Here is a 22,103-nt window from a genome sequence, read left to right as displayed (position 1 = left end):
CTGAATGAAGCGTACCGGCGGAGTATGCAAAGCTTGGGCCGGGATGACAATCACCCCCGGGCCAATCCGCCCACCAATCCGCCTACCAGGTCCGGCAGCCCCGCCGAGGCGGCGGCGACGTTGTCCAGCACCTCCTGCATCGTGATCTCGGCCGCGTCGCCGCAGCCGGCCGCCCAGTTGGCGACGATCGCCAGGCAGACGTATTCCAGGTCCAGCTCGCGCGCCAGCCCGGCTTCGGGCATGCCGGTCATGCCGACCAGGTCGCAGCCGTCGCGGCGCATGCGCGCGATCTCGGCGATGGTCTCCAGGCGCGGCCCCTGCGTGGCGCCGTAGCAGCCGCCGTCATGCACGGCGACGCCGCGCGCGCGCGCCGCGGCCAGCACCTGCGCGCGCAGCGACGGCGTGTACGGGTGGCCGAAATCCACGTGCAGCACCTCGCTGCCGTCCTCCTCGCACAGCGTCGAGATCCGGCCCCAGGTGTAGTCGATCAGCTGGTCCGGGCAGGCCAGCACGCGCGGCCCGAAGTCCTCGCCGATGCCGCCGACGGTGTTGAGCGCGAGCACGCGGGTGGCGCCCAGCTGCTTGAGCGCGGCCAGGTTGGCGCGGTAGTTGATCCTGTGCGGCGGGATCGAATGCCCCTCGCCATGGCGGGCGAGGAAGGCCACGCGCCGGCCGTCCAACAGGCCGACACGCACCGGGCCGGACGGCGCGCCGTAGCGGGTCTGCACTTCATGGCTCTGCACCTCGTCCAGCGCGGCCAGCGCGTAGACGCCGGTGCCGCCGATCACGGCCAGTTCGATATTGCCCATGGTTGTTTCCTGATCTGTTTTCGCAATCAAGGGTGACGCGGCCTGCTGTCCCTCGCTATCGCGCCGACCAACGACCGCTTCTGCCCCTTGCCAGTTCGCGACCGGGAAAAGCCCCCTGAGTCAGGGGACGCGCCGAAGGCGCGGGGGTGTAGCAGGCGAGAAACGGGGTCCATGGTTTGCAACGCGAACCATGGGGCGACAGCGCGAAGCGATGGCGCGTGCCGGCCAACGGCCAGCTCCCTCCCCTTACTGCTTCATCGCGTAGATGGCCGGCAGCGGGCGCAGCGACTCGCTGACATCCATGCCGAAACCGAACACGAAGCGGTCCGGCAGTTCGATGCCGGCATAGTCGGCGCGCACGTCGGGCAGGCAGCGGTCGTGCTTCTTGACCGCCAGCACCGCGATGCGCACGTCGGTGGCGCCCTGTTCCAGGCACCATTCGCGCACGCCCTGCAGGGTGAAGCCCTCGTCGAGGATGTCGTCCACCAGCAGCACGCGGCGGCCGAACAGCGCCGACACCGGGCGGTGCTTCCAGACCAGTTCGCCGCCGCTCTCGCCGTGGTAGCGCGAGGCCTGCATGTAGTCGAACTGCGCGTCCTGGCCGCGTGCGCCCAGTTCCAGCGCGAGCTGGCCGGCGAACGGCAGCGCGCCGTTCATGATCGACAGGAACACCGGCACCTCGCCCCTGTAGTCGCGCGCGATGGCGTCGGCGATGCCGGCGATGGCCTGGTCGATGGCGGGACGATCGACCAGCAGGTCGGCCTGGGCCACGGCTTGTTCGAGAGTGAGTTTGGACATCAGGCGGTTCTTCCGAGAGTTTCGAGCAGACGGGTTTGGGTATCGCCGTGGCGGGCGTCGGCCAGCAGGCCGCCCCAGCCCATGGCGCCGTGGGCGATCAGGCCCAGCAGCGCGGCGGTGTTGAGGCTGCGGCCGGCCACGGCCTGCAGCGATTCTTCGACCAGCTCCGGGTGGCAGACCAGCACCACGTCGCAGCCGGCGTCCAGGTGGGCATCGACCCGGGCCTTGACGCCACCGGCGGCGAACGAGGCCGCCATGCCGATGTCGTCGGAGAACACCACGCCGCGGAAGCCCAGCTGTCCACGCAGGATCTGGTTGATCCAGCGCGGCGAATAGCCGGCCGGTTCCGGCGCGACCTGCGGGTAGACGACGTGGGCCATCATCACCGCATCGGCCCCGACCTGGATGCCGGCGCGGAACGGTAGCAGATCCTGCGTTTCCAGTTCGTGCAGCGGGCGCGGGTCGACGGCGGTGTCGACATGGGTGTCCTCACGCACCGTGCCGTGGCCGGGGAAGTGCTTGAGCGTGGCGGCCATGCCGGCGCCGTGCATGCCGCGCACGTAGGCCTGGGCCAGCGCCGCCACGACCTGCGGGTCCTCGGCGAAGGCGCGGTTGCCGATGGCCAGGTTGCCATGGCCCACGTCCACCACCGGGGCGAAGCTCAGGTCCAGGCCACTGGCGCGGATCTCGCTGGCCATCAGCCAGGCATGCTGCTCGGCCAGCGCCAGCGCGGCGTCCGGGTCGGTGGCATACAGCCGGCCGAAGCCGTCCAGCGGCGGCAGGTCGGTGAAGCCCTCGCGGAAGCGCTGCACGCGCCCGCCTTCCTGGTCCACGGCGATCAGCAGCGGGCGCGCGGTCGCCGCGCGGATCGCGGCGGTCAGCTCGACCACCTGCCCGCGCGAGGCGAAATTGCGCTTGAACAGCACTACGCCGGCCACGGCGTCATGCTGCAGCCAGTCGCGTTCGGACGCGGTCAGTTCGGTGCCGGCGACGCCGATCAGAAGCATGTGCGGGTTCCCATACAGCCAAGCCGGGCATTGTCGCAGATGGCGGCCATCGCGTCAGAGCCGGCAGCCATCCGGTCCGCAGGCCTGTTCATCCGCGCCGCCGGCGGCCGGGGCCTGCTCGGCGGCGACCTTCGCCAGCACCTGCGCGATCACCTCCGGCGGCTGCGCGCCCTGCACCGCGTAGCGGCCGTCGATGACGAAGGTCGGCACCGACTGGATGCCCAGCGCCTGCGCCTGGCCCAGCCCGGCGCGGACCTCGGCCAGGCCTTCGTCCGAGGCCAGCAGCGCCTCGACGCGCCCGGCCGCGATGCCGCCGGCTGCGGCCGCCTCGGCCAGCACCTGCGGGTCGGCGAGATTGCGGCCATGCTCGAAATGGGCGCGGAACAGCGCCTCGCCGACCTGTTCCTGCACGCCCTCGCGCCCGGCCAGCCACAGCAGGCGGTGCGCCGGCAGCGTGGTGACCCGGACCTGGCCGCGGTCGAAATCCATCGGCAGGCCTTCGGCCTGCGCGGTGCCCTGGGTCTGCGCCAGCATCTGCTCGACCCGCCCGGCGCCGCCGAACTTGGCGGCATAGGCCTGCCGCAGCGGCACCGGCGTGGTGCCGGCATCGGGATCGAGCAGGAACGGATGCCAGCGCACCTCGACCTGCGGCGCCTTGTCGCCCATCAGCGCCAGCGCGCGCTGGAAGCGGTGCTTGCCGATCCAGCACCAGGGGCAGACCACGTCGGACCATATGTCGATGCGCATGGGAATTCCTCCGTCTTGGTGGGGCTCAGGCGCGCTCGGCGGCGCTCCATTGCGAATAGGGGTGCGAGGCCAGCGCGAGGTTGTAGTAGCGCGCCTCGTCGGTCACCTCGGCGCCGGCCCAGTCCGGCTTCTCGAACGACTGGTCGGCGCTTTCCAGTTCCACTTCGGCCACCACCAGCCCGGCGTTGTCGCCGAGGAACTCGTCCACTTCCCACAGCAGGCCGCCGTGCCTGACCAGGTGGCGGCGCTTGTCGACCAGGCCGCCGACGCACAGCGCCAGCAGTTCGCGCGCCTCGTCCACCGGCACCGGGTAGTCGAACTCCTGGCGGGTATGGCCCAGTTCGCGCGACTTGATGTTCAGGTACGCCGCCTCGCCCTGGATGCGCACGCGCACCGAGGCCTTCTGCGCGCCGCTGTCCATCGCCGCCATGTCGTTGATGTAGCCCTGCGCCATCGGGATGACGGCGTGCGCGGCGGCACGCCAGTCGTCGCTGGTGACCAGGAACTTGCGCTCGATCTCGATGCCCATGCAAAACCTCGTTCGTGTGGGTCCCTCACGCCGGTGACGCCCATCCGTGGTGCGGGTTCGATGATGCGGGTCCCTCGCAAAGCAGCGTACATCCCTGTGCGCGGATTCATTGATGCGATTCCCTCGCAACAGCAACGCACATCCCTGTGCACGGATTTATTTCTTTTCGAACACCGCAATGCTTTCCACGTGCGCGGTGTGCGGGAACATGTCCATCGCGCCGGCCGACACCAGGGTGAAGCCCTGCTCGTTGACCAGGTAGCCGGCATCGCGCGCCAGCGAGCCCGGGTGGCAGCTGACGTAGACGATGCGCTTGAACTGCTTGAGCGGCAGCTGCTGCAGCACGTCGATGGCGCCCGAGCGCGGCGGGTCGAGCAGCAGCTTGTCGAAGCCCTGCCGCATCCACGGTGCGCTGCGCTGGTCCTGGGTCAGGTCGGCGGCGAAGAACTGCGCGTTGTCCAGGCCGTTGCGCTGCGCGTTCTCCCTGGCCCGCGCCACCAGCCCGGCCTCGCCTTCCACGCCCACCACCTCGCGCACGGTGCGCGCCAGCGGCAGGGTGAAGTTGCCCAGGCCGCAGAACAGGTCGAGCACGCGCTCGTCCGGCTGAGCGTCCAGCAGCGCAAGCGCGTGCGCGATCATCTGCTGGTTGAGCTTGGCGTTGACCTGGATGAAGTCCAGCGGGCGGAACGCCAGTTCCACGTCCCACTGCGGCAGCGCGAACGACAGCGGCACGCCTTCGGCCGGCCACAGCGGATGCACCGACTCCAGCCCGCCGGGCTGCAGGTAGATGGCGAAGCCATGCTGCTCGCCGAATGCCTGCCACGCCTGCCGGTCCGCGTCGGACAGCGGCTGCAGGTGGCGCACGGTCAGGGCGATGGCGGCATCGCCGCCGATGAACTCGATCTGCGGGATGTCGCGCTTGCCGTCCAGGCCCTCGATGAAGGCCGACAGCGCCGCCACCTTGGTCCCGATCTCCGGGATCACGGTCAGGCACTGCGACAGGTCGGCGACGAAGCGCGGGTCCTGCTCGCGGAAACCCACCAGGGTCTTGTCCTTCTTCTCGACGCGGCGCACCGAGAACCGGCCCTTGCGCCGGTAGCCCCAGTTGTCGCCGACCAGCGGCGGCAGCACCGTGCCCGGGCTGACGTGGCCGATGCGGGTCAGGTTGTCCATCAGCACCTGCTGCTTGGCCACGATCTGCTGGCCTTCCTCAAGGTGCTGCAGCACGCAGCCGGCGCAGACGCCGAAGTGCGGGCAGCGCGGCTGCACGCGGTGCGGCGAGGCGGTGAGCACCTCCACGGTGCGGGCTTCGTCGAAGTGGCGGCTCTTGCCGGTCTGCTCGGCCATCACCGTCTCGCCGGGCAGCGCGCCGGCGACGAAGGTCACCTTGCCGCCCTCGCCTTCGCGGCGGGCGACGCCGCGGCCGTCATGGCTGAGGTCGAGGATGTCGGTCTGGAACGGGGTCTTGTCTATGCGGGATCTGGATCGGGCCACGTGGCGGACGGCTGCGGGCGAAGGGGGCGCCATTGTCGCAGATGCGCATGGGCAGGACTTCCGCCGCTTGCGCGGCCGGGCCACTTCGCCAATCATGCCCGGCACGGCTGACATGGAGGCAGCAGATGAATACGCACGCGCAGGCCAACCCGCCGCGCCTGTTGCTGGTCGAAGACGACGCGACCAGCCAGGGCTTTTTCCGTACCGCGCTGGAAGCGCTGCCGGCCACGGTCGATGTCGCTGCTTCGGTCGCGCAGGCGCTGCAGATGGGCGGCGCGACGCGCCACGACCTGTGGCTGATAGACGCCAACCTCCCCGACGGCACCGGCCAGGAACTGCTGCAGCGCCTGCGCGCGCTGCACGCCGGCGTCCCCGCCCTGGCCCATACCGCCGACAACGGCGCCGGTACCCGGCAGTCGCTGCGCGAGGCCGGTTTCGAGCGGTTCCTGGCCAAACCGATGACCCGCGCCGACCTGCTCGACGCCGTGCGCGGCTGCCTCGGCCGCAACCGCGGCGCCGACGCCCCGGCGGGCGAGGACGCGGCCACGCCGGACTGGGACGAGAACGCGGCGCTGAGCGCGCTCAACGGCCAGCGGGCCCATGTCGTGGCGCTGCGCGAACTGTTCCTGTCCGAGCTGCCGGTCGCCCGCGACGCCGTCTCGGTGGCGCTGCGGCAGCACGATGCCGGCGCCCTGCGCACGCAGCTGCACCGCCTGCAGGCCAGCTGTGGTTTCGTCGGCGCCTCGCGGCTCGGCCGCGCGGTGCGGCAGCTGCACCAGGCGCCGGAATCAGACATGGCGCGGCGCCAGTTCGATGCGGCGGTGAGCGCCCTGCTCCACTGAGAGGAACCACCGCGGCACCCGCGGCGCGCCGCGGGGTCAGCCTGGAACCGGCCCGTTGCCGCGGGCCAGGTCGCCCAGCATCTCCCAGGACTTGAGCCCGCGCCCACCCAGGTGGTGCAGCAGTACCGCGCGCATCTGCGGCCGCAGGCTGGCCAGGTCGGCCGCCCCGGGCATGCGGTCCTCGCCCAGCGCCAGCAGGGCCACGCCGGTGGCCAGGCCGCGGCGTTCGGCGGCGTTGCGCTCGCTCAGCAGGCGCAGCGGCCCTTCCTGCGGGTCCAGCCGGTAACGCGCCGCCGGATCGATCGGCTGCCCGTCCGCGGCGCTGGTCCAGTCGAAGCCGAACCCCAGCGCGTCGAGCAGGTCGCGCTCGAAGCGGCGCAGCGCCCACGCCAGCCCGTCCGCGTCGGCCAGCCGCCCGCGCACCTGACCGTAGGCGTGGTGCAGCTCGGGCAGTGGATCGTGGCGCGGCGCCAGCCGCAGCACCAGTTCGTTGATGTAGAAGGCGGCCAGCATCGCCTGGCCGTGCAGGCGCGGCGCCGCGTCCTGGCTCTCGGCGCGGCGCAGCTGCGCCAGTTCGCCGGCCATCGCCGCATCCAGGCGGATCGACTGCAGCGGCTGCAGCGCCGCGCGCAGGGCCTGCTTCTTCGGCCCGTGCACGCCGCGCGCGAGCAGGCCGATGCGGCCATGCTCGCGCGTCAGCGCCTCGACCAGCAGGCTGGTCTCGCGCCAGGGGCGCGCATGCAGGACGTAGGCAGGTTCGTCGTCGATGCGCATGCGGTAGGGCCGGGAAGGGGGAACAGGGAACGGGGAATGGAGTTGCGCCGCGCCTGGGGCGGCACACCTTGGCCACCTGGCACCGGGTGAAGCAATTCGAACCCGTCTACCCGCGAACCGTCATTCCCGGTTGCCCCTTCCCGGTTCCCGGCTTCACTCGTAGCCGAAGGCCTTGAGCGCGGCTTCGTCGTCCGACCAGCCCTCGCGCACGCGCACCCAGGTTTCCAGGAACACCTTGGCGCCGAACAGCCGCTCCATCTGCAGGCGGGCCTTGGCGCCGATCTCCTTCAGGCGCGCGCCGCCCTTGCCGATCACGATGGCCTTCTGGCCCTCGCGCTCGACCCAGATCACCGCGCCGATGCGCAGCAGGTTGCCGTCCTCGGCGAAGCGCTCGATCTCCACCGTGGTAGCGTACGGCAGTTCCTCGCCCAGCTGGCGCATCAGCTGCTCGCGCACCAGTTCGCCGGCCAGGAAACGCTGGCTGCGGTCTGTGATCTCGTCCTCGCCGAACATCGGCGGGGCTTCCGGCAGCAGCGCGAGCACCTCGCGCACCAGCGCTTCCAGGCCGTTGCGCTTCTGTGCCGAGATCGGGTGCACGCCGGCGAAGTCGCGGCCTTCGGTGATCTCCTGCAGGAACGGCAGCAGCGCGCCCTTGTCCTTCAGGCGGTCGACCTTGTTGACCACCAGCACCACCGGGATGCCGGCATCGCGCAGCACGTTGAAGGCCAGCGTGTCCTCCTCGTCCCAGCGCCCGGCCTCGATCACCAGCAGGCCGGCGTCCACGCCTTCCAGCGAGCCGCGCGCGGCGCGGTTCATCACCCGGTTCATGGCCCGCTTCTGCTGGCGGTGCAATCCGGGGGTGTCGACCAGCACCAGCTGGCCTTCCGGATAGGTGGCGATGCCCAGCAGGCGGTGGCGCGTGGTCTGCGGCCGGTTGGAGACGATGCTGACCTTGGCGCCCACCAGGGCGTTGGTCAGGGTCGATTTGCCGACGTTGGGGCGGCCGATGACGGCGACGCTGCCGCAGCGGTGGGAGGTGGTCTCGTTCACTTGGAATCCAGTTGCTCGATCGCGGCCGCAGCCGCCTGTTGTTCTGCCAGCCGCCGGGAGCTGCCTTCGCCCTCGGTGGTCACGTCCGGGTCGGTCAGGCGGCAGCGTACCCGGAAATGCCGGGCGTGGTCATCGCCGGTCTCCGATACCAGTTCATAGACCGGCAGGGGTTTCTGCCGCGCCTGCAGCCATTCCTGCAGGCGGGTCTTGGGGTCTTTTTCGGGTTTGCCGACCGGCACGGCGGCCATCGGCGCTTCGAACCAGGGCAGCACCCGCGCGCGGCAGGCCTCGAAACCGGCGTCCAGGTAGATCGCCGCCACCACCGCCTCGAAGGCGTCGGCCAGGATCGAATCGCGGCGGTGACCGCCGGACTTCATCTCGCCCGGCCCCAGGGTCAGGCGCTCGCCCAGCTCCAGGGTGCGGGCCATGGCCGCCAGCGCGCCCTCGCACACCAGCGCCGCCCGCGCCCGGGTCAGCGCGCCCTCGTCGGCCTTGGGCCAGCGCGCGAACAGCGCCTCGGCCACGAGCAGGTTGACGATGCTGTCGCCGAGGAACTCCAGGCGCTCGTTGTGCGGCGCGCCCGCGCTGCGATGGGTCAGGGCCTGCCGCAGCAGCCCCGGGTCCCGGAACGGGTGGCCGATGCGGTCACCCCGCGTCACCGTCCTACTCACCGTGCGACGTCAGTTCCTGGGAATTCTCGAAGCGGCCGACGATGTCGAGGTTGCCGACCAGCGGGCGACGCACTTCGTAGCTCACGTTCATGCGCACGCCGCCGTCGATGCGGTCGAACTTGATGTTCTCGCGCTTGACGCTGTCGGAGTAATTCATGTCCATGCGCTTGAAGAACAGCTCCTGCGCCTTGACCGGATCGGCGCTGCCCGGCTCCTTGGCCAGGGCCTTCATCGAGGTCTTGACCGCATAGAACTCCTGGTACATCGGGAACAGCTTCATGCCGATGTACACCGCGAAACCCGCCACGGCCAACACCATCAGGAACGACGTCAGCGTCATGCCGCCTTGCTTGCGATTCATAGCGTTCTCCCCCGGTTGCGCCTACGTTACTGGATGCCCGAGCCGATCCGCGACGGCTCGAAGCCGTCCTTGCAGAACCAGCCGCTGCAGTTGAGCCAGATCAGGAACGCCTTGCCGCGCAGGTTCTGCTCCGGCAGGAAGCCCCAGAAACGGCCGTCGTCGCTGTTGTCGCGGTTGTCGCCCATCACCAGGTACTGGCCCTGCGGCACTTCCCAGTCGCCCTGCCCGGCCGGATTGGCGCGGCCCAGGTATTCCAGCACGGTATGGGTGCGGCCCGGCAGCGCCTCGCTGAGCAGGCTGGCGCCGTTCATTTCCGCGCCGCGGCCCTTGCCGACGTATTCGCCCTTGACCTCGTAGGCCAGCGGCTGGCCGTTGATCGACAGGGTGTCGCCATGGAAGCCGATGCGGTCGCCCGGCAGGCCGATGACGCGCTTGATGAAGTTCTCGCCGCGCTGCGGGTCGCCCGGCATGTCCGGATGGCCCGGGAACTGGAACACCACCACGTCGCCGCGCCTGGGTTCGCCGGTCGGGATCACCTTGGTGTTGGTGATCGGCAGGCGGATGCCGTAGGCGAACTTGTTGACGAGGATGAAATCGCCGATCAGCAGGTTGGGCATCATCGAGCTGGACGGGATCTTGTACGGCTCGGCGATGAAGCTGCGCAGCACCAGCACCACGGCCAGTACCGGGAAGAAGGCGCGCGAATAGTCGACGACCGCCGGCTCCTCGCTGTCCAGCAGGCCGCCCTTGGTCGCGCGGCGCCTGGCCAGGAACAGCTTGTCCAGCAGCAGGACCAGGCCCGACCCCAGGGTCAGCACCACCAGGGCGATTTCAAACCATTTCATTCGTCATCCTTCGCTATGCACGGGACCCGGCGGCAGGCGCCGGTCACTTGTTGTCCATCTGCAGCACGGCCAGGAAGGCTTCCTGCGGGATCTCCACGCGGCCGACCTGCTTCATGCGCTTCTTGCCTTCCTTCTGCTTCTCCAGCAGCTTCTTCTTGCGCGAAACGTCGCCACCATAGCACTTGGCCAGCACGTTCTTGCGCATCGCCTTGACCGTGGTGCGGGCGATGATCTGCGAGCCGACGGCGGCCTGGATGGCGACGTCGAACATCTGCCGCGGGATCAGGTCCTTCATCTTCTCGCACAGCTCGCGGCCGCGGCGGTCGGCATGGCTGCGGTGCACGATCAGCGACAGCGCGTCGACCTTGTCGCCGTTGATCAGCACGTCCACGCGCACGAACGGGCCGGCCTCGAAGCGCACGAAGTGGTAGTCCAGCGAGGCGTAGCCGCGGCTGACCGACTTGAGCTTGTCGAAGAAGTCCAGCACCACTTCGGCCATCGGCAGCTCGTAGCTGATCTGCACCTGGCTGCCCAGGTAGTTGATGCCGATCTGGCTGCCGCGCTTCTCCTCGCACAGCTTGATGATGTTGCCGATGTACTCCTCGGGGGTGAGCACGTTGGCGCGGATGATCGGCTCGCGGATCTCCTCGACCTGGTTCACCGGCGGCAGCTTGGCCGGGTTGTCCATCATCACGATGGACCCGTCGCTCTTGAGCACCTCGTAGACCACGGTCGGCGCGGTGCTGATCAGGTCCAGGTCGTACTCGCGCTCCAGGCGTTCCTGCACGATCTCCATGTGCAGCATGCCGAGGAAGCCGCAGCGGAAGCCGAAGCCCATCGCTTCGGAGCTTTCCGGCTCGAAGCGCAGCGCGGCGTCGTTCAGGCGCAGCTTGTCCAGCGCCTCGCGCAGGTCCGGGTAGTCCTCGGCGTCGACCGGGAACAGGCCGGCGAACACGCGCGGCTGCATTTCCTGGAAACCGGGCAGCGGCGCCGGCGCCGGGTCGGCGGCCAGGGTCAGGGTGTCGCCTACCGGCGCGCCGTGCACGTCCTTGATCGACGCGGTGATCCAGCCCACCTCGCCCGCCGACAGCTTGCCGGTGACCTTGCGCTTGGGCGTGAACACGCCCACCGCGTCGACCTGGTGGTTGCGGCCGGTGGACATGACCAGCAGCTTGTCGCCGGTCTTGACCTCGCCCTGCATCACCCGCACCAGCGAGACCACGCCCAGGTAATTGTCGAACCAGGAGTCGATGATCAGCGCCTGCAGCTTGTCGGTCGCGCGCGGGGCCGGCGGCGGGATGCGGTGCACGATGGCCTCCAGCACCTCCTCCACGTTCAGGCCGGTCTTGGCCGATACCGGCACCGCGTCGGTGGCGTCGATGCCGATCACTGCTTCGATCTCGGCCTTGGCGCGCTCGGTGTCGGCGGTGGGCAGGTCGATCTTGTTCAGCACCGGCACCACTTCCAGGCCCATCTCGACCGCGGTATAGCAGTTGGCCACGGACTGGGCTTCCACGCCCTGCGCCGCGTCCACCACCAGCAGCGCGCCCTCGCAGGCGGCCAGCGAGCGGCTGACTTCATAGGAGAAGTCGACGTGGCCGGGGGTGTCGATGAAGTTCAGGTAGTAGGTTTCGCCATTGCGCGCGGTGTACGGCAACGACACCGACTGCGCCTTGATGGTGATGCCACGCTCGCGCTCGATCGGGTTGTTGTCCAGGACCTGCGCTTCCATTTCGCGCGCGGTGAGGCCGCCGCAGATCTGGATGATGCGGTCGGCCAGGGTGGACTTGCCATGGTCGACGTGGGCGATGATGGAGAAATTGCGGATGTTCCGCATTGGATCGGCAGACATAAGGTGGCGGCGGCGCGGCGCGTCGTCAGGATAACGCGGCATTATCGCACGCCCGGCGTCCGGCCCGCACCGGCGCCGGCCCGGACGGCAGGAGCCGCCCGGAGGCGGCCCCTGCGTACAGCTTCCTGAAGGGCGTCAGTTGCCGGCCCGGACCGCGACGAAGGCGCTGTTGCCCCCGGCACGCACCAGCAGCATCACCACGTCGCCCTTCTTATAGCCGGCCAGTTCGCGGTTGAGCGCGGCCACGCTGCCGACCGGGGTGCGGCCGACCTGCAGCACCACCATGCCCGGCGAAAGCCGCACCTCGCGCGCAGCCTGGCCGTTCACGCCGGTAATGCGCACGCCCTCGCCCGCTTCCAGGCCCAGCTGCTTGCGTTCGGCCGCGGTCAGGTCGGCCACTTCCAGCCCCAGCAGGGCGTTGGCGCCGACCTGTGGCCTGTCCTCGCCGGCCGCCGCCGGGGCATTGGCCGCACGGGCCGCATCCTCCGCTAGCTCGGTCAGGGTCACGGTGATCTCGCGCTGCTTGCCGTCGCGCAGGATGCCCAGCCGGACCTTGCTGCCCGGCGGCATGGCGCCGATCAGCGGCGGCAGGTCGCTGGAGGCAGCGATCTCGGTACCGTTGACCGAACGGATCACGTCGCCCAGCTGCACGCCCGCCTTGGCTGCGGCCGAATCCTCGACCATCTGGTTGACCAGCGCACCACGGCTATCCGGCAGCTTGAATCCCTGGGCGATGTCGGTGGTCACCGCACCGACCATGACGCCGAGCTGGCCGCGGCTGACCTTGCCGGTCTTCTTGATCTGCTCCACCGCGCTCATCGCCAGGTCGATCGGGATGGCGAAGCTGATGCCCATGTAGCCGCCGGAGGCGGAGAAGATCTGCGAGTTGATGCCGACCACCTCGCCGCGGGTGTTGAGCAGCGGGCCGCCGGAGTTGCCCTGGTTGATCGCCACGTCGGTCTGGATGAACGGCACGTAGCGCTGCTCGGCATACGGGTTGCTGCGGCCGGTGGCGCTGACGATGCCGGCGGTGACCGAGTGGTCCAGCCCGAACGGCGAGCCGATAGCCACCACCCACTGCCCGGGCTTGAGCGTGTTGGAATCGCCCACGCGCACGGTCGGCAGGCCCTTGGCGTCGATCTTCAGCAGCGCCACGTCGTACTGCTGGTCGCTGCCGACGACCTTGGCGTCGAACTCGCGGCGGTCGCTGAGCTTGACCTTGACCGTCTCGGCGCCGTCGATCACGTGGTGGTTGGTCAGCACGTAGCCGTCGGCGGAAATGATGAAGCCCGAGCCCATGCCGCGGCCGCGCGGACCATTGTCCGGCGCATCGCCGCCGGGCATCTGGAAGTCCGGGCCGAAGAAGCGCCGGAAGAAGTCCGGCAGCTGGTCCATGTCCGGGCGGCCGCCGCCGGCCATGCGCGGATTGCGGCGCGGGCCGATGACGGTCTCGACGTTCACCACGCCCGGCCCGACCTGGTCCACCAACTGGGTGAAATCGGGCAGGCCGCTGACCAGCTGCGGCGCCGGCGCGGCGGGACGGGCGGCGACCGCCTGCTCGGCGGGGGCGGCGGGCGCGTTGTTCTGGGCGCAGGCGGCCAGCGGCAGGGTGATCGCCAGCAGGCCGAACAGCCGCGTATGGATACGGTGGGTCATCAGACTCAAGCCTCCGATTGGAAGAGGAAGAAACACGCTCCGTCCGGCATCGACCGCCAGACGGGGAAATCCCGGGGAAACGACGCCCGCCGCGCAGGCCGCGGGCGTGGGAAGGAGCGCCGGCTCAGTGCCGCGGCGTCGACGCGCCCGGCTCCGCCATGCCCTGCGAGGGCATGCGCGGCTCGAACGGGTAGAAGGTCGCCCCGCCTTCGGCCGGCAGGCTGGCGTTCAAGGCATTGCCCGACAACGCCGGCGAGAGGCTCGAGCGCGGCCACGGACGTGCCTGCAGCACGCCGCCGGGGTCGGCGAACGGATCGTGGCGCAGGGCCGGCACCGGCGCCTGCGCGGCCACCGCGCGCGCCGGCTCGGCCTGCCGTGCGGCGACGCCGCGCGCCGCCTGCTGGGTACGGGTGGCGCTGCCGCGGCGCGCCGATGCATCCGCGCGCCGCAGCGTCGCGGCGGCCACGGCAGGCACCGCCGCGGCCAGCCCGGCGCCGGCTTCCGCAGCCTGGCCGGCATCGGCCACCGCCGTGGCGGCGGGAACCTGGGCGGCACTGGCGATCACCGTTTCCGGCGCGGCCGGCTCGGGCATCCGCTCGCGCGCCATGAACAGGGCCACGGCCGCGACCGAGGCCGCCAGCGCGGCACCGCCGCCCCAGCGTCGCCAGCCGGTGCGCCGTACCTGCCGCTCCGAGGCGGACGGCATCGGCCGGGCATCGGCGGCGATCGCCTCGCGGACCTTCAGCTCGAAACCGGCCGGCGCCGGCGCGCAGGCCTGGCCGCGCAGCACGTCGCCGAGCAGTTGCCAGCGCTCCTGGCAGCCGGATAGTTCGCCGTCGTGCTGCAGCCGGCGCAGCAGGAACCGCGCCTCGTCGGTGGGCAGTTCGCCGTCGACCAGCGCCGACAGCTGCTGCCGGTAATGAAGTTCGAACTTGTCGGCGGCATCGACCGCCTGGCGACCGGAAACATTCATGCGCGGCTCCTTTCACGGGTGGCGCTGGCGGTGTCCAGCAGCGGACGCAGCTGGACGTCGATGGCTTCGCGGGCGCGGAAGATCCGCGAACGCACGGTGCCGATCGGGCACCCCATCTTCTGCGCGATTTCCTCGTAACTCATGCCTTCCACCTCTCGCAACGTGATGGCCGAACGCAGCTCCTCGGGAAGCGCGTCGACCGCCTTCATCACGGTCTGTTCCAGTTCCTGGCGCATCAGTTCGCGTTCGGGCGTGTCGGTGTCGCGCAGGCGCGCGCCGGCGTCGAACTGTTCGGCGTCGCCGATCTCGACATCGTCGGTCGGCGGGCGCCGGTTGTGCGCGGCAAGGTAGTTCTTGGCGGTATTCACTGCGATTCGATGCAACCAGGTATAGAACTGGGCGTCGCCACGGAAATTCCCGATCGCGCGGTAGGCGCGCACGAAAGTGTCCTGGGCCACGTCCTGACATTCACTCCAGTCGGCGATGTAGCGCCCGATCAGCGCGACGATGCGGTGCTGGTACTTGCGCACCAGGACATCGAACGCCGCGCTCTCGCCGCGCTGCACGCGCCGGACCAGCTCCAGATCCAGCTCCTGCGGTGTTTCAACCTCGGCCATGGGGGGCCGCACTCCTGTCAGCCCAACCGACGTCGGGCAATGAGACCGCCTGTGGCGGAAAAAGTTCAGCGCCCCGTCCGCGGGTCGCCGTACCGGCCTTCAGACCATGTTTACCGTCGCCGCGTCCCGCGTCCCGCGACCAGCGCCGATTCCGGAAGCGCGCGGGGAACACGCGAGGATACCGGGCACCGCACGTCGACCGCCGTGACGGGCGCAACAGGGACGTGAACATGTTCCTACCTGCGTTCGGATAGCCTGTCGGCGATGACCGGCCGGCGCGAACGCCCATGCTTCCCAGCATTGGGATTTGACGCCGGGGAAACAACCTCTGGATCATAGCGATCTTCTCCATACACAACCGGATGGAACGTCCCATGCTTTCAGGTTTCGATGGGCTCCGCTTCACTCACTGGCAGGCCGAGATCCGCGACGACGGCATCGTCGTGCTCGCCCTGGACCGCCGCGACAGTCCGGTCAACGCGATGTCGCAGGACGTGCTGCTGGAACTGGGCGACATCGTCGAGCGGCTGGCGATCGACCCGCCCAAGGGCGTGGTGATCCGCTCGGCCAAGGCCGCCGGCTTCATCGCCGGCGCCGACCTCAAGGAATTCCAGGAGTTCGACCGCCGCGGCACCGTCAACGACGCCATCCGCCGCGGCCAGTCCACCTACCAGAAGCTGGCCGAGCTGCCCTGCCCGACCGTCGCCGCGATCCACGGGCATTGCCTGGGCGGCGGCACCGAACTGGCGCTGGCCTGCCGCTACCGCGTGGCCTCCAGCGACCCGTCCACCCGCATCGGCCTGCCCGAGACCCAGCTGGGCATCTTCCCGGGCTGGGGCGGCAGCGCGCGCCTGCCGCGGCTGGTCGGCGCGCCGGCGGCGATGGACATGATGTTGACCGGGCGCACCCTGTCGGCCTCGGCCGCGCGCGGCATCGGCCTGGTCGACAAGGTCGCCGCGCCGGCGGTGCTGGTCGACGCGGCGGTATCGCTGCTGCAGTCTGGCGTGACCCGGCCGTTCAAGCAGCGCGCCACCGCCTGGGCCACCAACACCTGGCTGGCGCGCAAGATCCTCGCCCCGCAGATGGCCAAGCAGGTCGCGCGCAAGGCGAAGAAGGACCAGTACCCGGCGCCGTACGCGCTGATCTCGACCTGGGAACGCACCGGCGGCAGCGGCATCCAGGCGCGGCTGGACGCCGAGCGCCGCGCCGTGGTCAAGCTGGCCGGCGGCCCGACCGCGCGCAACCTGATCCGCATCTTCTTCCTGACCGAACGGCTCAAGGGCCTGGGCGGCAAGGACGCCCGTATCGGCCACGTGCACGTGGTCGGCGCCGGCGTGATGGGCGGCGACATCGCCGCGTGGGCAGCCTACAAGGGTTTCGAGGTCACCCTGCAGGACCGCGAGCAGCGTTTCATCGACCCGGCCATGACCCGCGCCCAGGCGCTGTTCGAGAAAAAAGTGAAGGACCCGGCCAAGCGCCCGGAAGTGGCGGCACGGCTGAAGGCCGACCTGGCCGGCGACGGCGTGGCCAGGGCCGACCTGGTGATCGAGGCGATCATCGAGAACCCGGAGGCCAAGCGCGAGCTGTACCAGTCGCTGGAGCCGCGGATGAAGGCCGACGCGCTGCTGACCACCAACACCTCCTCGATCCCGCTGGTGGAGCTGCGCGAGCACATCGCCCAGCCGGCCCGGTTCGCCGGCCTGCACTATTTCAACCCGGTGGCGCAGATGCCGCTGGTGGAGATCATCCACCACGACGCCATGGCGCCGGAAACCGAGCAGCGGCTGGCCGCGTTCTGCAAGGCGCTGGGCAAGTTCCCGGTGCCGGTGGCCGGCACCCCGGGCTTCCTGGTCAACCGCGTGCTGTTCCCCTACATGCTGGAAGCGGCCACCGCCTACGCCGAGGGCATCCCCGGCCCGGCGATCGACCGCGCCGCGGTGAAGTTCGGCATGCCGATGGGGCCGATCGAACTGCTCGACACCGTGGGCCTGGACGTGGCCGCCAGCGTCGGCAGGGAACTGGCGCCGTTCCTGGGCCTGCAGATCCCGGCCGCGCTGGCGACCGTGGAACCGGGCAAGCGCGGCAAGAAGGACGGCCAGGGTATCTACAAGTGGGAAAACGGCCGCGCGGTCAAACCCGACGTGGCCAGGGACTACCAGGCGCCGTCGGACCTGGAGGACCGCCTGATCCTGCCGCTGCTCAACGAGGCGGTGGCCTGCCTGCACGACGGCGTGGTGGCCGATGCCGACCTGCTCGATGCCGGCGTGATCTTCGGCACCGGCTTCGCGCCGTTCCGCGGCGGCCCGATCCAGCACATCCGCGCCACCGGCGCCGACACGCTGGTGGACAAGCTCAGGACCCTGCAGGCGCGCCATGGCGACCGCTTCGCCCCGCGCCCGGGCTGGGACATGCCGGTGCTGCGCGAACCCATCGCCTGACCGCCCGCACGAAGCAGTGGGGACACGACCGGGGCTGCATTGCAGCCCCGGTTTTTTTCTGCCGCATCCATCGCAACACCTTGCTGTGCCAGCGACAGGCAAGGCAGCAGGCCGCCCCGTCGGTTTTCATCGCCCGTGCCATCGTGGACCTCACCCGGGAGTTCCGCGCCAGCGACAGGCGATGCCGCAGGCCGCTCCCGGCGACTTCATCGCCCGCGCCATCGCGGCTCTCTCCCCGGAGCCCCGCGATGGCGGGCGCGGATGAACGCAGCGCATGGCCATTCGCGCCACCTGCGCGCCGATTGACGCAAATCAAGGCAATCCGGCGCGCCCGGGCCGAATCTATACCCGTCGCCCGGCACACCGTCGCCGGGCCGTGACGACCAGGCCGCACGCAGCGTCCATCGCATACCCCACAGGAGCAACCCCATGAAAACCTCGCGCCGCCTTCTCCTCGCCCTGGCCCTGATCGGCGCCGCCGGCGCGGCCCAGGCCGCCGGCAACTGCACCGTCTCGCTCAAGGGCAACGACGCGATGCAGTTCGATCTCAAGGAAGCCACCGTTTCGGCCGGCTGCGCCACCATCACCATCGAGCTGGCCCACACCGGCAAGCTGCCGGCCGCGGCGATGGGCCACAACGTGGTGGTCTCGACCACCGCCGACATGGCCGGCGTCAACCGCGACGCGATCCGCGCCGGCGTCGCGAACAACTACGTGCCTGCCGGCGACGCACGCGTGATCGCCCATACCAGCCTGATCGGCGGCGGGCAGAAGACCCAGGTCCGCTTCCCGGGCAACAAGCTCACCGCCGGCGGCGACTACAGCTTCTACTGCACCTTCCCGGGCCACTCGGCCATGATGAAGGGCAAGCTGGTCGTCACCCGCTGATCCGCCGGACCCAGGACCCAGGCCCGGGCGACCCTGTCGCCCGGGCCTTCGTCATATACTGTTCAGGATGGCATCCAACGGCCCATCGCGGTGCGTGGATGACTGCAAACGCCCGGGACACGCATTGATCCAAGTCAATGCCCGGAGTGCTCCACGCGGGGATGATTCCCCCGTTCAGACCGAGGATCAGGCCGCATGCAAAGCGTGCAGGGGACATACAACGACAAGGTGGTGCGCCAGTTCGCGGTGATGACCGTGGTCTGGGGCATCGTGGGGATGCTGGTGGGCGTGATCATCGCCGCCCAGCTCTATTGGCCGACGCTCGGCGAGGGCATTCCGTGGCTCAGCTACGGACGGCTGCGGCCGCTGCATACCAACGCGGTGATCTTCGCCTTCGGCGGCTGCGCGCTGATGGCGACCAGCCTGCACGTGGTGCAGCGCACCTGCCACGTTAGGCTGATTTCCGACAAGCTGGCGGCCTTCGTGTTCTGGGGCTGGCAGCTGGTGATCGTGGCCGCGGCCATCTCGCTGCCGCTGGGCTGGACCCAGGGCAAGGAGTACGCCGAACTGGAGTGGCCGATCGACATCCTGATCGCCGCGGTGTGGGTGGCCTACGCGGTGCTGTTCATCGGCACGATCGCAAAACGCCGGGTCAAGCACATCTACGTGGCCAACTGGTTCTACGCCGGCTTCATCCTGGCCATCGCCCTGCTGCACATCGTCAACAACATCTCCATCCCCGCCGGCCTGACCAAGTCCTACCCGGTCTACAGCGGCGCGGTCGATGCGATGGTGCAGTGGTGGTACGGCCACAACGCGGTGGGCTTCTTCCTGACCGCCGGCTTCCTGGGCATGATGTACTACTTCGTGCCCAAGCAGGCTGGCCGCCCGATCTACTCCTACCGGCTGTCGATCGTGCACTTCTGGGCGCTGATCGCGATCTACATGTGGGCCGGCCCGCACCACCTGCAGTACACCGCCCTGCCCGACTGGGCGCAGTCGCTGGGCATGGTGTTCTCGCTGATCCTGCTGGCCCCGTCGTGGGGCGGCGCGATCAACGGCGTGCTGACCCTGTCCGGCGTCTGGCACAAGCTGCGCACCGATCCGATCCTGAAGTTCCTGATCGTGGCCGTGTCGTTCTACATGATCGCCACGTTCGAAGGCCCGATGATGTCGATCAAGACGGTCAACTCGCTGTCGCACTACACCGACTGGACCGTGGGCCACGTCCACGCCGGCGCGCTGGGCTGGGTGGCGATGATCTCGATCGGCTCGATCTACGCGCTGATGCCCAAGCTGCTGGGCCGCGAGCAGATGTATTCGGTCAAGGCCATCGACACGCACTTCTGGCTGCACACCATCGGCGTGGTGCTCTACATCGCCTCGATGTGGATCGCCGGCGTGATGCAGGGCCTGATGTGGCGCGCGACCAACGACGACGGCACCCTGACCTACACCTTCGTCGAGTCGCTCAAGTTCACCTATCCGTACTACCTGATCCGCCTCGGCGGCGGCCTGGTGGTGTTGAGCGGCATGTGCCTGATGGCCTGGAACGTATGGCGTACCTGGCGCACCGCCCCCGCGATCGAACCGCAGCCGCTGCTGCCCGTCGACGCCTCCGAAGTGCGTGCCTGAGGAGGAAGGAACCCCATGAGCGAGAACAAGAATCCCCACGAGAAAGTCGAGAAGAACGTCGGCCTGATGGCGGTGCTGATCGCGGTGGCCGTGTCCTTCGGCGGCCTGGCCGAGATCGTGCCGCTGATGTTCCAGGCCGAGGCGATCAAGCCGCTGGAAGGCGTGGAGCCCTACCCGGCGCTGGAACTGGCCGGGCGCGACATCTACGTCCGCGAGGGCTGCTACAACTGCCATTCGCAGATGGTGCGCACCCTGCGCTTCGAGACCGAGCGGTACGGCCACTATTCGCTGGCGGGCGAGTCGGTCTACGACCGTCCCTTCCAGTGGGGCAGCAAGCGCACCGGCCCTGACCTTGCGCGCGTCGGCGGCCGCTATTCCGACGCCTGGCACCGCGTGCACCTGGTCAATCCGCGCGACGTGGTGCCCGAGTCGAACATGCCCAGCTTCCCGTGGCTGGAGAAGAACACGCTGGACGGCGCCACGGTGGCCCGGCACATGGCCGCGCTCAAGGCGCTGGGCGACCCGTACAGCGACGAACAGCTCGCCAGCGCCGCCGAGGACGTCAAGGGCAAGACCGAGCTGGATGCGGTCGTGGCCTACCTGCAGGGCCTGGGGCGGCATGCGCCGCGGGGAGGCCAGCAATGATCTCCGGCATCGTGACCGCGCTGCTGCTGGCCTTGTTCGTCGGCGGCTGGATCTGGGCCTGGAGCCCGAAGCGCAAGCGTGAATTCGAGGATGCGGCACGCCTGCCGCTGGAAGAGGACAACGTGCGATACGGCAACGGGGGAGAGCGCGGATGATGAGCATGGGATGGACGTGGTACGTCATCGCCCTGGTTGCGCTGAACATCTTCGGCTGCGTATGGCTGCTGTGGTGGACCGCGCGCCGCCGCCCCGGCGACCCGAAGCCGGAGGACACGCTGCACACCTGGGACGGCGACATCACCGAGTACAACAAGCCGCTGCCGCGCTGGTGGATCAACCTGTTCTACCTGACCATCATCTTCAGCATCGGCTACCTGTTCTGGTACGGCGGCCTGGGCAACATCCCCGGCTACAGCGGCTGGACCTCCCAGGGCGAGCACGCCAGGGAGAAGGCGGTCGAGGACGCCAAGCTGGAGCAGACCTTCAAGCCCTACGCCGGCCAGCCGATCGACCAGCTGTCCAAGGACCCGAAGGCACTGGCGCTGGGCCGCTCGATCTTCGGCAACACCTGCGCCACCTGCCACGGCTCCTCGGGCCAGGGCGCCATCGGCTACCCGAACCTGACCGACGACATCTGGCACTGGGGCGGTTCGCCCGAGCGCATCCTGGAGACGGTGCTGGACGGCCGCGAAGGCATCATGCCGGAATGGGGCACCGTGCTGACCGGCATGGGCGGCCCGGAGGCGGTGGATTACACCATCGCCTACGTGCGCACCCTGTCGGCCCCGGAAACCCTGCAGAACAACTACATGGCCGCCCGCGGCAAGAAGCTGTACGACGGCGTCTGCGTGGCCTGCCACGGGGTGGACGGCAAGGGCAACCAGGACCTCGGCGCGCCGGACCTGACCGACAACTACTGGCTCTACGGCAACAGCCGCGACAGCCTGTACAAGACGATCACCCAGGGCCGCCACGGCAGCATGCCGGCGCACCGCGAGCTGCTCGGCGAGACCCGCGTCCGCCTGGTCGCCGCCTACGTCTGGTCGTTGTCGCATAATCAGTCCGACGCCAAGGCCAGCACGAGCGCAAAGTGACCGACTTCAGCGAGCCACGCTTCGACCATCCCCCACGTCCGCTGGCCCAGCGCGTGGGGGCCATCGCCTGGCCCAGCTTCTTCGCCGCCGGCGTGGCGACGATGGTGTTCTTCGCCTTCGTCGACCCGCTGACGCTGCGCGACATGACCTTCCCCAACCTGAATATCTCGCGCGAGCTCGGCTATACGCTGGGCTTCGCCATGTTCTGGCTGGCCACCGCTTCGTCCAGTCTCTTCACCTGGATCCTGCTGCGGCCCGCCAGCCGCTTCAACCGCGCCCTGCCGCCGGACCGTTGAACGCGGCTGCGACAATCCGTCGCTTCCTCGTCCCTGCTACACGCCGATACTGATCGCCCCCGCGCAGCAATACGCCACGCCTA

The 22,103-nt window shown here is 69.5% G+C and carries 23 protein-coding genes; 8 read left to right on the top strand and 15 right to left on the bottom strand.

Annotation, left to right across the window (positions count from 1 at the left end):
• Positions 1–50: 50 nt before the first annotated feature.
• From CQ393_RS14950 to rlmD, 6 genes are all read right to left on the bottom strand, one after another.
• The gene (locus tag CQ393_RS14950; protein WP_153192543.1) at positions 51–809 is read right to left on the bottom strand and encodes an S-methyl-5'-thioinosine phosphorylase; all 759 of its coding nucleotides are present in this window, start codon (positions 807–809) and stop codon (positions 51–53) included.
• A 246-nt stretch (positions 810–1,055) separates the two neighbouring features.
• Positions 1,056–1,607 (bottom strand): hypoxanthine-guanine phosphoribosyltransferase, encoded by a 552-nt coding sequence (locus CQ393_RS14945; RefSeq protein WP_153192541.1) that lies wholly within the window; start codon positions 1,605–1,607, stop codon positions 1,056–1,058.
• Positions 1,607–2,614, bottom strand: coding sequence for a beta-N-acetylhexosaminidase (gene nagZ / locus CQ393_RS14940; RefSeq protein ID WP_153192539.1), 1,008 nt, complete (start codon positions 2,612–2,614; stop codon positions 1,607–1,609). Before nagZ ends, CQ393_RS14945 begins: the two co-directional genes overlap by 1 nt.
• A 54-nt stretch (positions 2,615–2,668) precedes the next feature.
• Positions 2,669–3,361: a DsbA family oxidoreductase gene (locus CQ393_RS14935; protein ID WP_153192537.1), complete on the bottom strand. Its 693-nt coding sequence runs from the start codon at positions 3,359–3,361 to the stop codon at positions 2,669–2,671.
• A gap of 25 nt (positions 3,362–3,386) precedes the next feature.
• Entirely contained in the window at positions 3,387–3,890 is a 504-nt protein-coding gene (locus CQ393_RS14930; RefSeq protein WP_153192535.1) for a CYTH domain-containing protein, read from the bottom strand.
• A 156-nt stretch (positions 3,891–4,046) separates the two neighbouring features.
• The gene (gene rlmD, locus CQ393_RS14925; RefSeq protein WP_343199993.1) at positions 4,047–5,384 is read right to left on the bottom strand and encodes a 23S rRNA (uracil(1939)-C(5))-methyltransferase RlmD; all 1,338 of its coding nucleotides are present in this window, start codon (positions 5,382–5,384) and stop codon (positions 4,047–4,049) included.
• Positions 5,385–5,509: 125 nt separating this feature from the next.
• Here rlmD and CQ393_RS14920 point away from each other — a divergent pair, with 125 nt between their 5' ends.
• Positions 5,510–6,226 (top strand): response regulator, encoded by a 717-nt coding sequence (locus CQ393_RS14920; RefSeq protein ID WP_153192531.1) that lies wholly within the window; start codon positions 5,510–5,512, stop codon positions 6,224–6,226.
• Positions 6,227–6,262: 36 nt separating this feature from the next.
• Here the strand turns inward: CQ393_RS14920 and CQ393_RS14915 are convergent, their stop codons facing one another.
• The 9 genes from CQ393_RS14915 to rpoE form a co-directional block, all read right to left on the bottom strand.
• Positions 6,263–7,000 (bottom strand): DNA repair protein RecO C-terminal domain-containing protein, encoded by a 738-nt coding sequence (locus CQ393_RS14915; RefSeq protein ID WP_153192529.1) that lies wholly within the window; start codon positions 6,998–7,000, stop codon positions 6,263–6,265.
• 153 nt (positions 7,001–7,153) lie between these two features.
• A complete protein-coding gene (gene era, locus CQ393_RS14910) occupies positions 7,154–8,050 on the bottom strand; it encodes a GTPase Era (protein ID WP_343199992.1) in 897 nt (298 codons plus the stop codon).
• Entirely contained in the window at positions 8,047–8,721 is a 675-nt protein-coding gene (gene rnc / locus CQ393_RS14905; protein WP_343199991.1) for a ribonuclease III, read from the bottom strand. Before rnc ends, era begins: the two co-directional genes overlap by 4 nt.
• A complete protein-coding gene (locus CQ393_RS14900; RefSeq protein WP_153192527.1) occupies positions 8,714–9,082 on the bottom strand; it encodes a DUF4845 domain-containing protein in 369 nt (122 codons plus the stop codon). The genes rnc and CQ393_RS14900 overlap by 8 nt, the downstream gene beginning before the upstream one ends.
• Before the next feature lie 26 nt (positions 9,083–9,108).
• The gene (lepB, locus tag CQ393_RS14895; RefSeq protein WP_153192525.1) at positions 9,109–9,927 is read right to left on the bottom strand and encodes a signal peptidase I; all 819 of its coding nucleotides are present in this window, start codon (positions 9,925–9,927) and stop codon (positions 9,109–9,111) included.
• 43 nt (positions 9,928–9,970) lie between these two features.
• Positions 9,971–11,764 carry a translation elongation factor 4 gene (gene lepA / locus CQ393_RS14890; RefSeq protein ID WP_194269682.1) on the bottom strand — a complete coding sequence of 598 codons (1,794 nt, stop codon included), beginning with the start codon at positions 11,762–11,764 and terminating at the stop codon, positions 9,971–9,973.
• A 150-nt stretch (positions 11,765–11,914) separates the two neighbouring features.
• Positions 11,915–13,435 carry a DegQ family serine endoprotease gene (locus CQ393_RS14885; protein WP_153192522.1) on the bottom strand — a complete coding sequence of 507 codons (1,521 nt, stop codon included), beginning with the start codon at positions 13,433–13,435 and terminating at the stop codon, positions 11,915–11,917.
• Between the two features lie 124 nt (positions 13,436–13,559).
• Positions 13,560–14,408 (bottom strand): sigma-E factor negative regulatory protein, encoded by an 849-nt coding sequence (locus CQ393_RS14880; protein ID WP_153192520.1) that lies wholly within the window; start codon positions 14,406–14,408, stop codon positions 13,560–13,562.
• Complete coding sequence (rpoE, locus tag CQ393_RS14875) at positions 14,405–15,025, bottom strand: RNA polymerase sigma factor RpoE (protein ID WP_153192518.1); 621 nt, start codon at positions 15,023–15,025, stop codon at positions 14,405–14,407. Before rpoE ends, CQ393_RS14880 begins: the two co-directional genes overlap by 4 nt.
• 374 nt (positions 15,026–15,399) lie before the next feature.
• Between rpoE and CQ393_RS14870 the strand changes: the two genes are divergently transcribed.
• The 7 genes from CQ393_RS14870 (at position 15,400) to CQ393_RS14840 (ending at position 22,020) form a co-directional block, all read left to right on the top strand.
• Positions 15,400–17,463, top strand: a complete 2,064-nt coding sequence (locus tag CQ393_RS14870; RefSeq protein WP_153192516.1) for a 3-hydroxyacyl-CoA dehydrogenase NAD-binding domain-containing protein — start codon at positions 15,400–15,402, stop codon at positions 17,461–17,463.
• Between the two features lie 429 nt (positions 17,464–17,892).
• The gene (gene azu / locus CQ393_RS14865) at positions 17,893–18,351 is read left to right on the top strand and encodes an azurin (RefSeq protein WP_153192514.1); all 459 of its coding nucleotides are present in this window, start codon (positions 17,893–17,895) and stop codon (positions 18,349–18,351) included.
• 195 nt (positions 18,352–18,546) lie between these two features.
• Complete coding sequence (ccoN, locus tag CQ393_RS14860; protein ID WP_153192513.1) at positions 18,547–19,986, top strand: cytochrome-c oxidase, cbb3-type subunit I; 1,440 nt, start codon at positions 18,547–18,549, stop codon at positions 19,984–19,986.
• Between the two features lie 15 nt (positions 19,987–20,001).
• Positions 20,002–20,631: a cytochrome-c oxidase, cbb3-type subunit II gene (ccoO, locus tag CQ393_RS14855; protein WP_153192511.1), complete on the top strand. Its 630-nt coding sequence runs from the start codon at positions 20,002–20,004 to the stop codon at positions 20,629–20,631.
• The gene (locus CQ393_RS14850) at positions 20,628–20,786 is read left to right on the top strand and encodes a cbb3-type cytochrome c oxidase subunit 3 (RefSeq protein WP_153192509.1); all 159 of its coding nucleotides are present in this window, start codon (positions 20,628–20,630) and stop codon (positions 20,784–20,786) included. Before ccoO ends, CQ393_RS14850 begins: the two co-directional genes overlap by 4 nt.
• A gap of 5 nt (positions 20,787–20,791) precedes the next feature.
• Positions 20,792–21,724, top strand: a complete 933-nt coding sequence (ccoP, locus tag CQ393_RS14845; protein WP_228114596.1) for a cytochrome-c oxidase, cbb3-type subunit III — start codon at positions 20,792–20,794, stop codon at positions 21,722–21,724.
• Positions 21,721–22,020: a hypothetical protein gene (locus CQ393_RS14840; protein WP_343199990.1), complete on the top strand. Its 300-nt coding sequence runs from the start codon at positions 21,721–21,723 to the stop codon at positions 22,018–22,020. The genes ccoP and CQ393_RS14840 overlap by 4 nt, the downstream gene beginning before the upstream one ends.
• Positions 22,021–22,103 lie beyond the last annotated feature (83 nt).

Source organism: Stenotrophomonas sp. MYb238, from assembly GCF_009496535.1.
GTDB lineage: Bacteria > Pseudomonadota > Gammaproteobacteria > Xanthomonadales > Xanthomonadaceae > Stenotrophomonas.
Note: the sequence above shows the minus strand (reverse complement) of the source record. Positions and strands in the feature narration are given on the sequence as shown.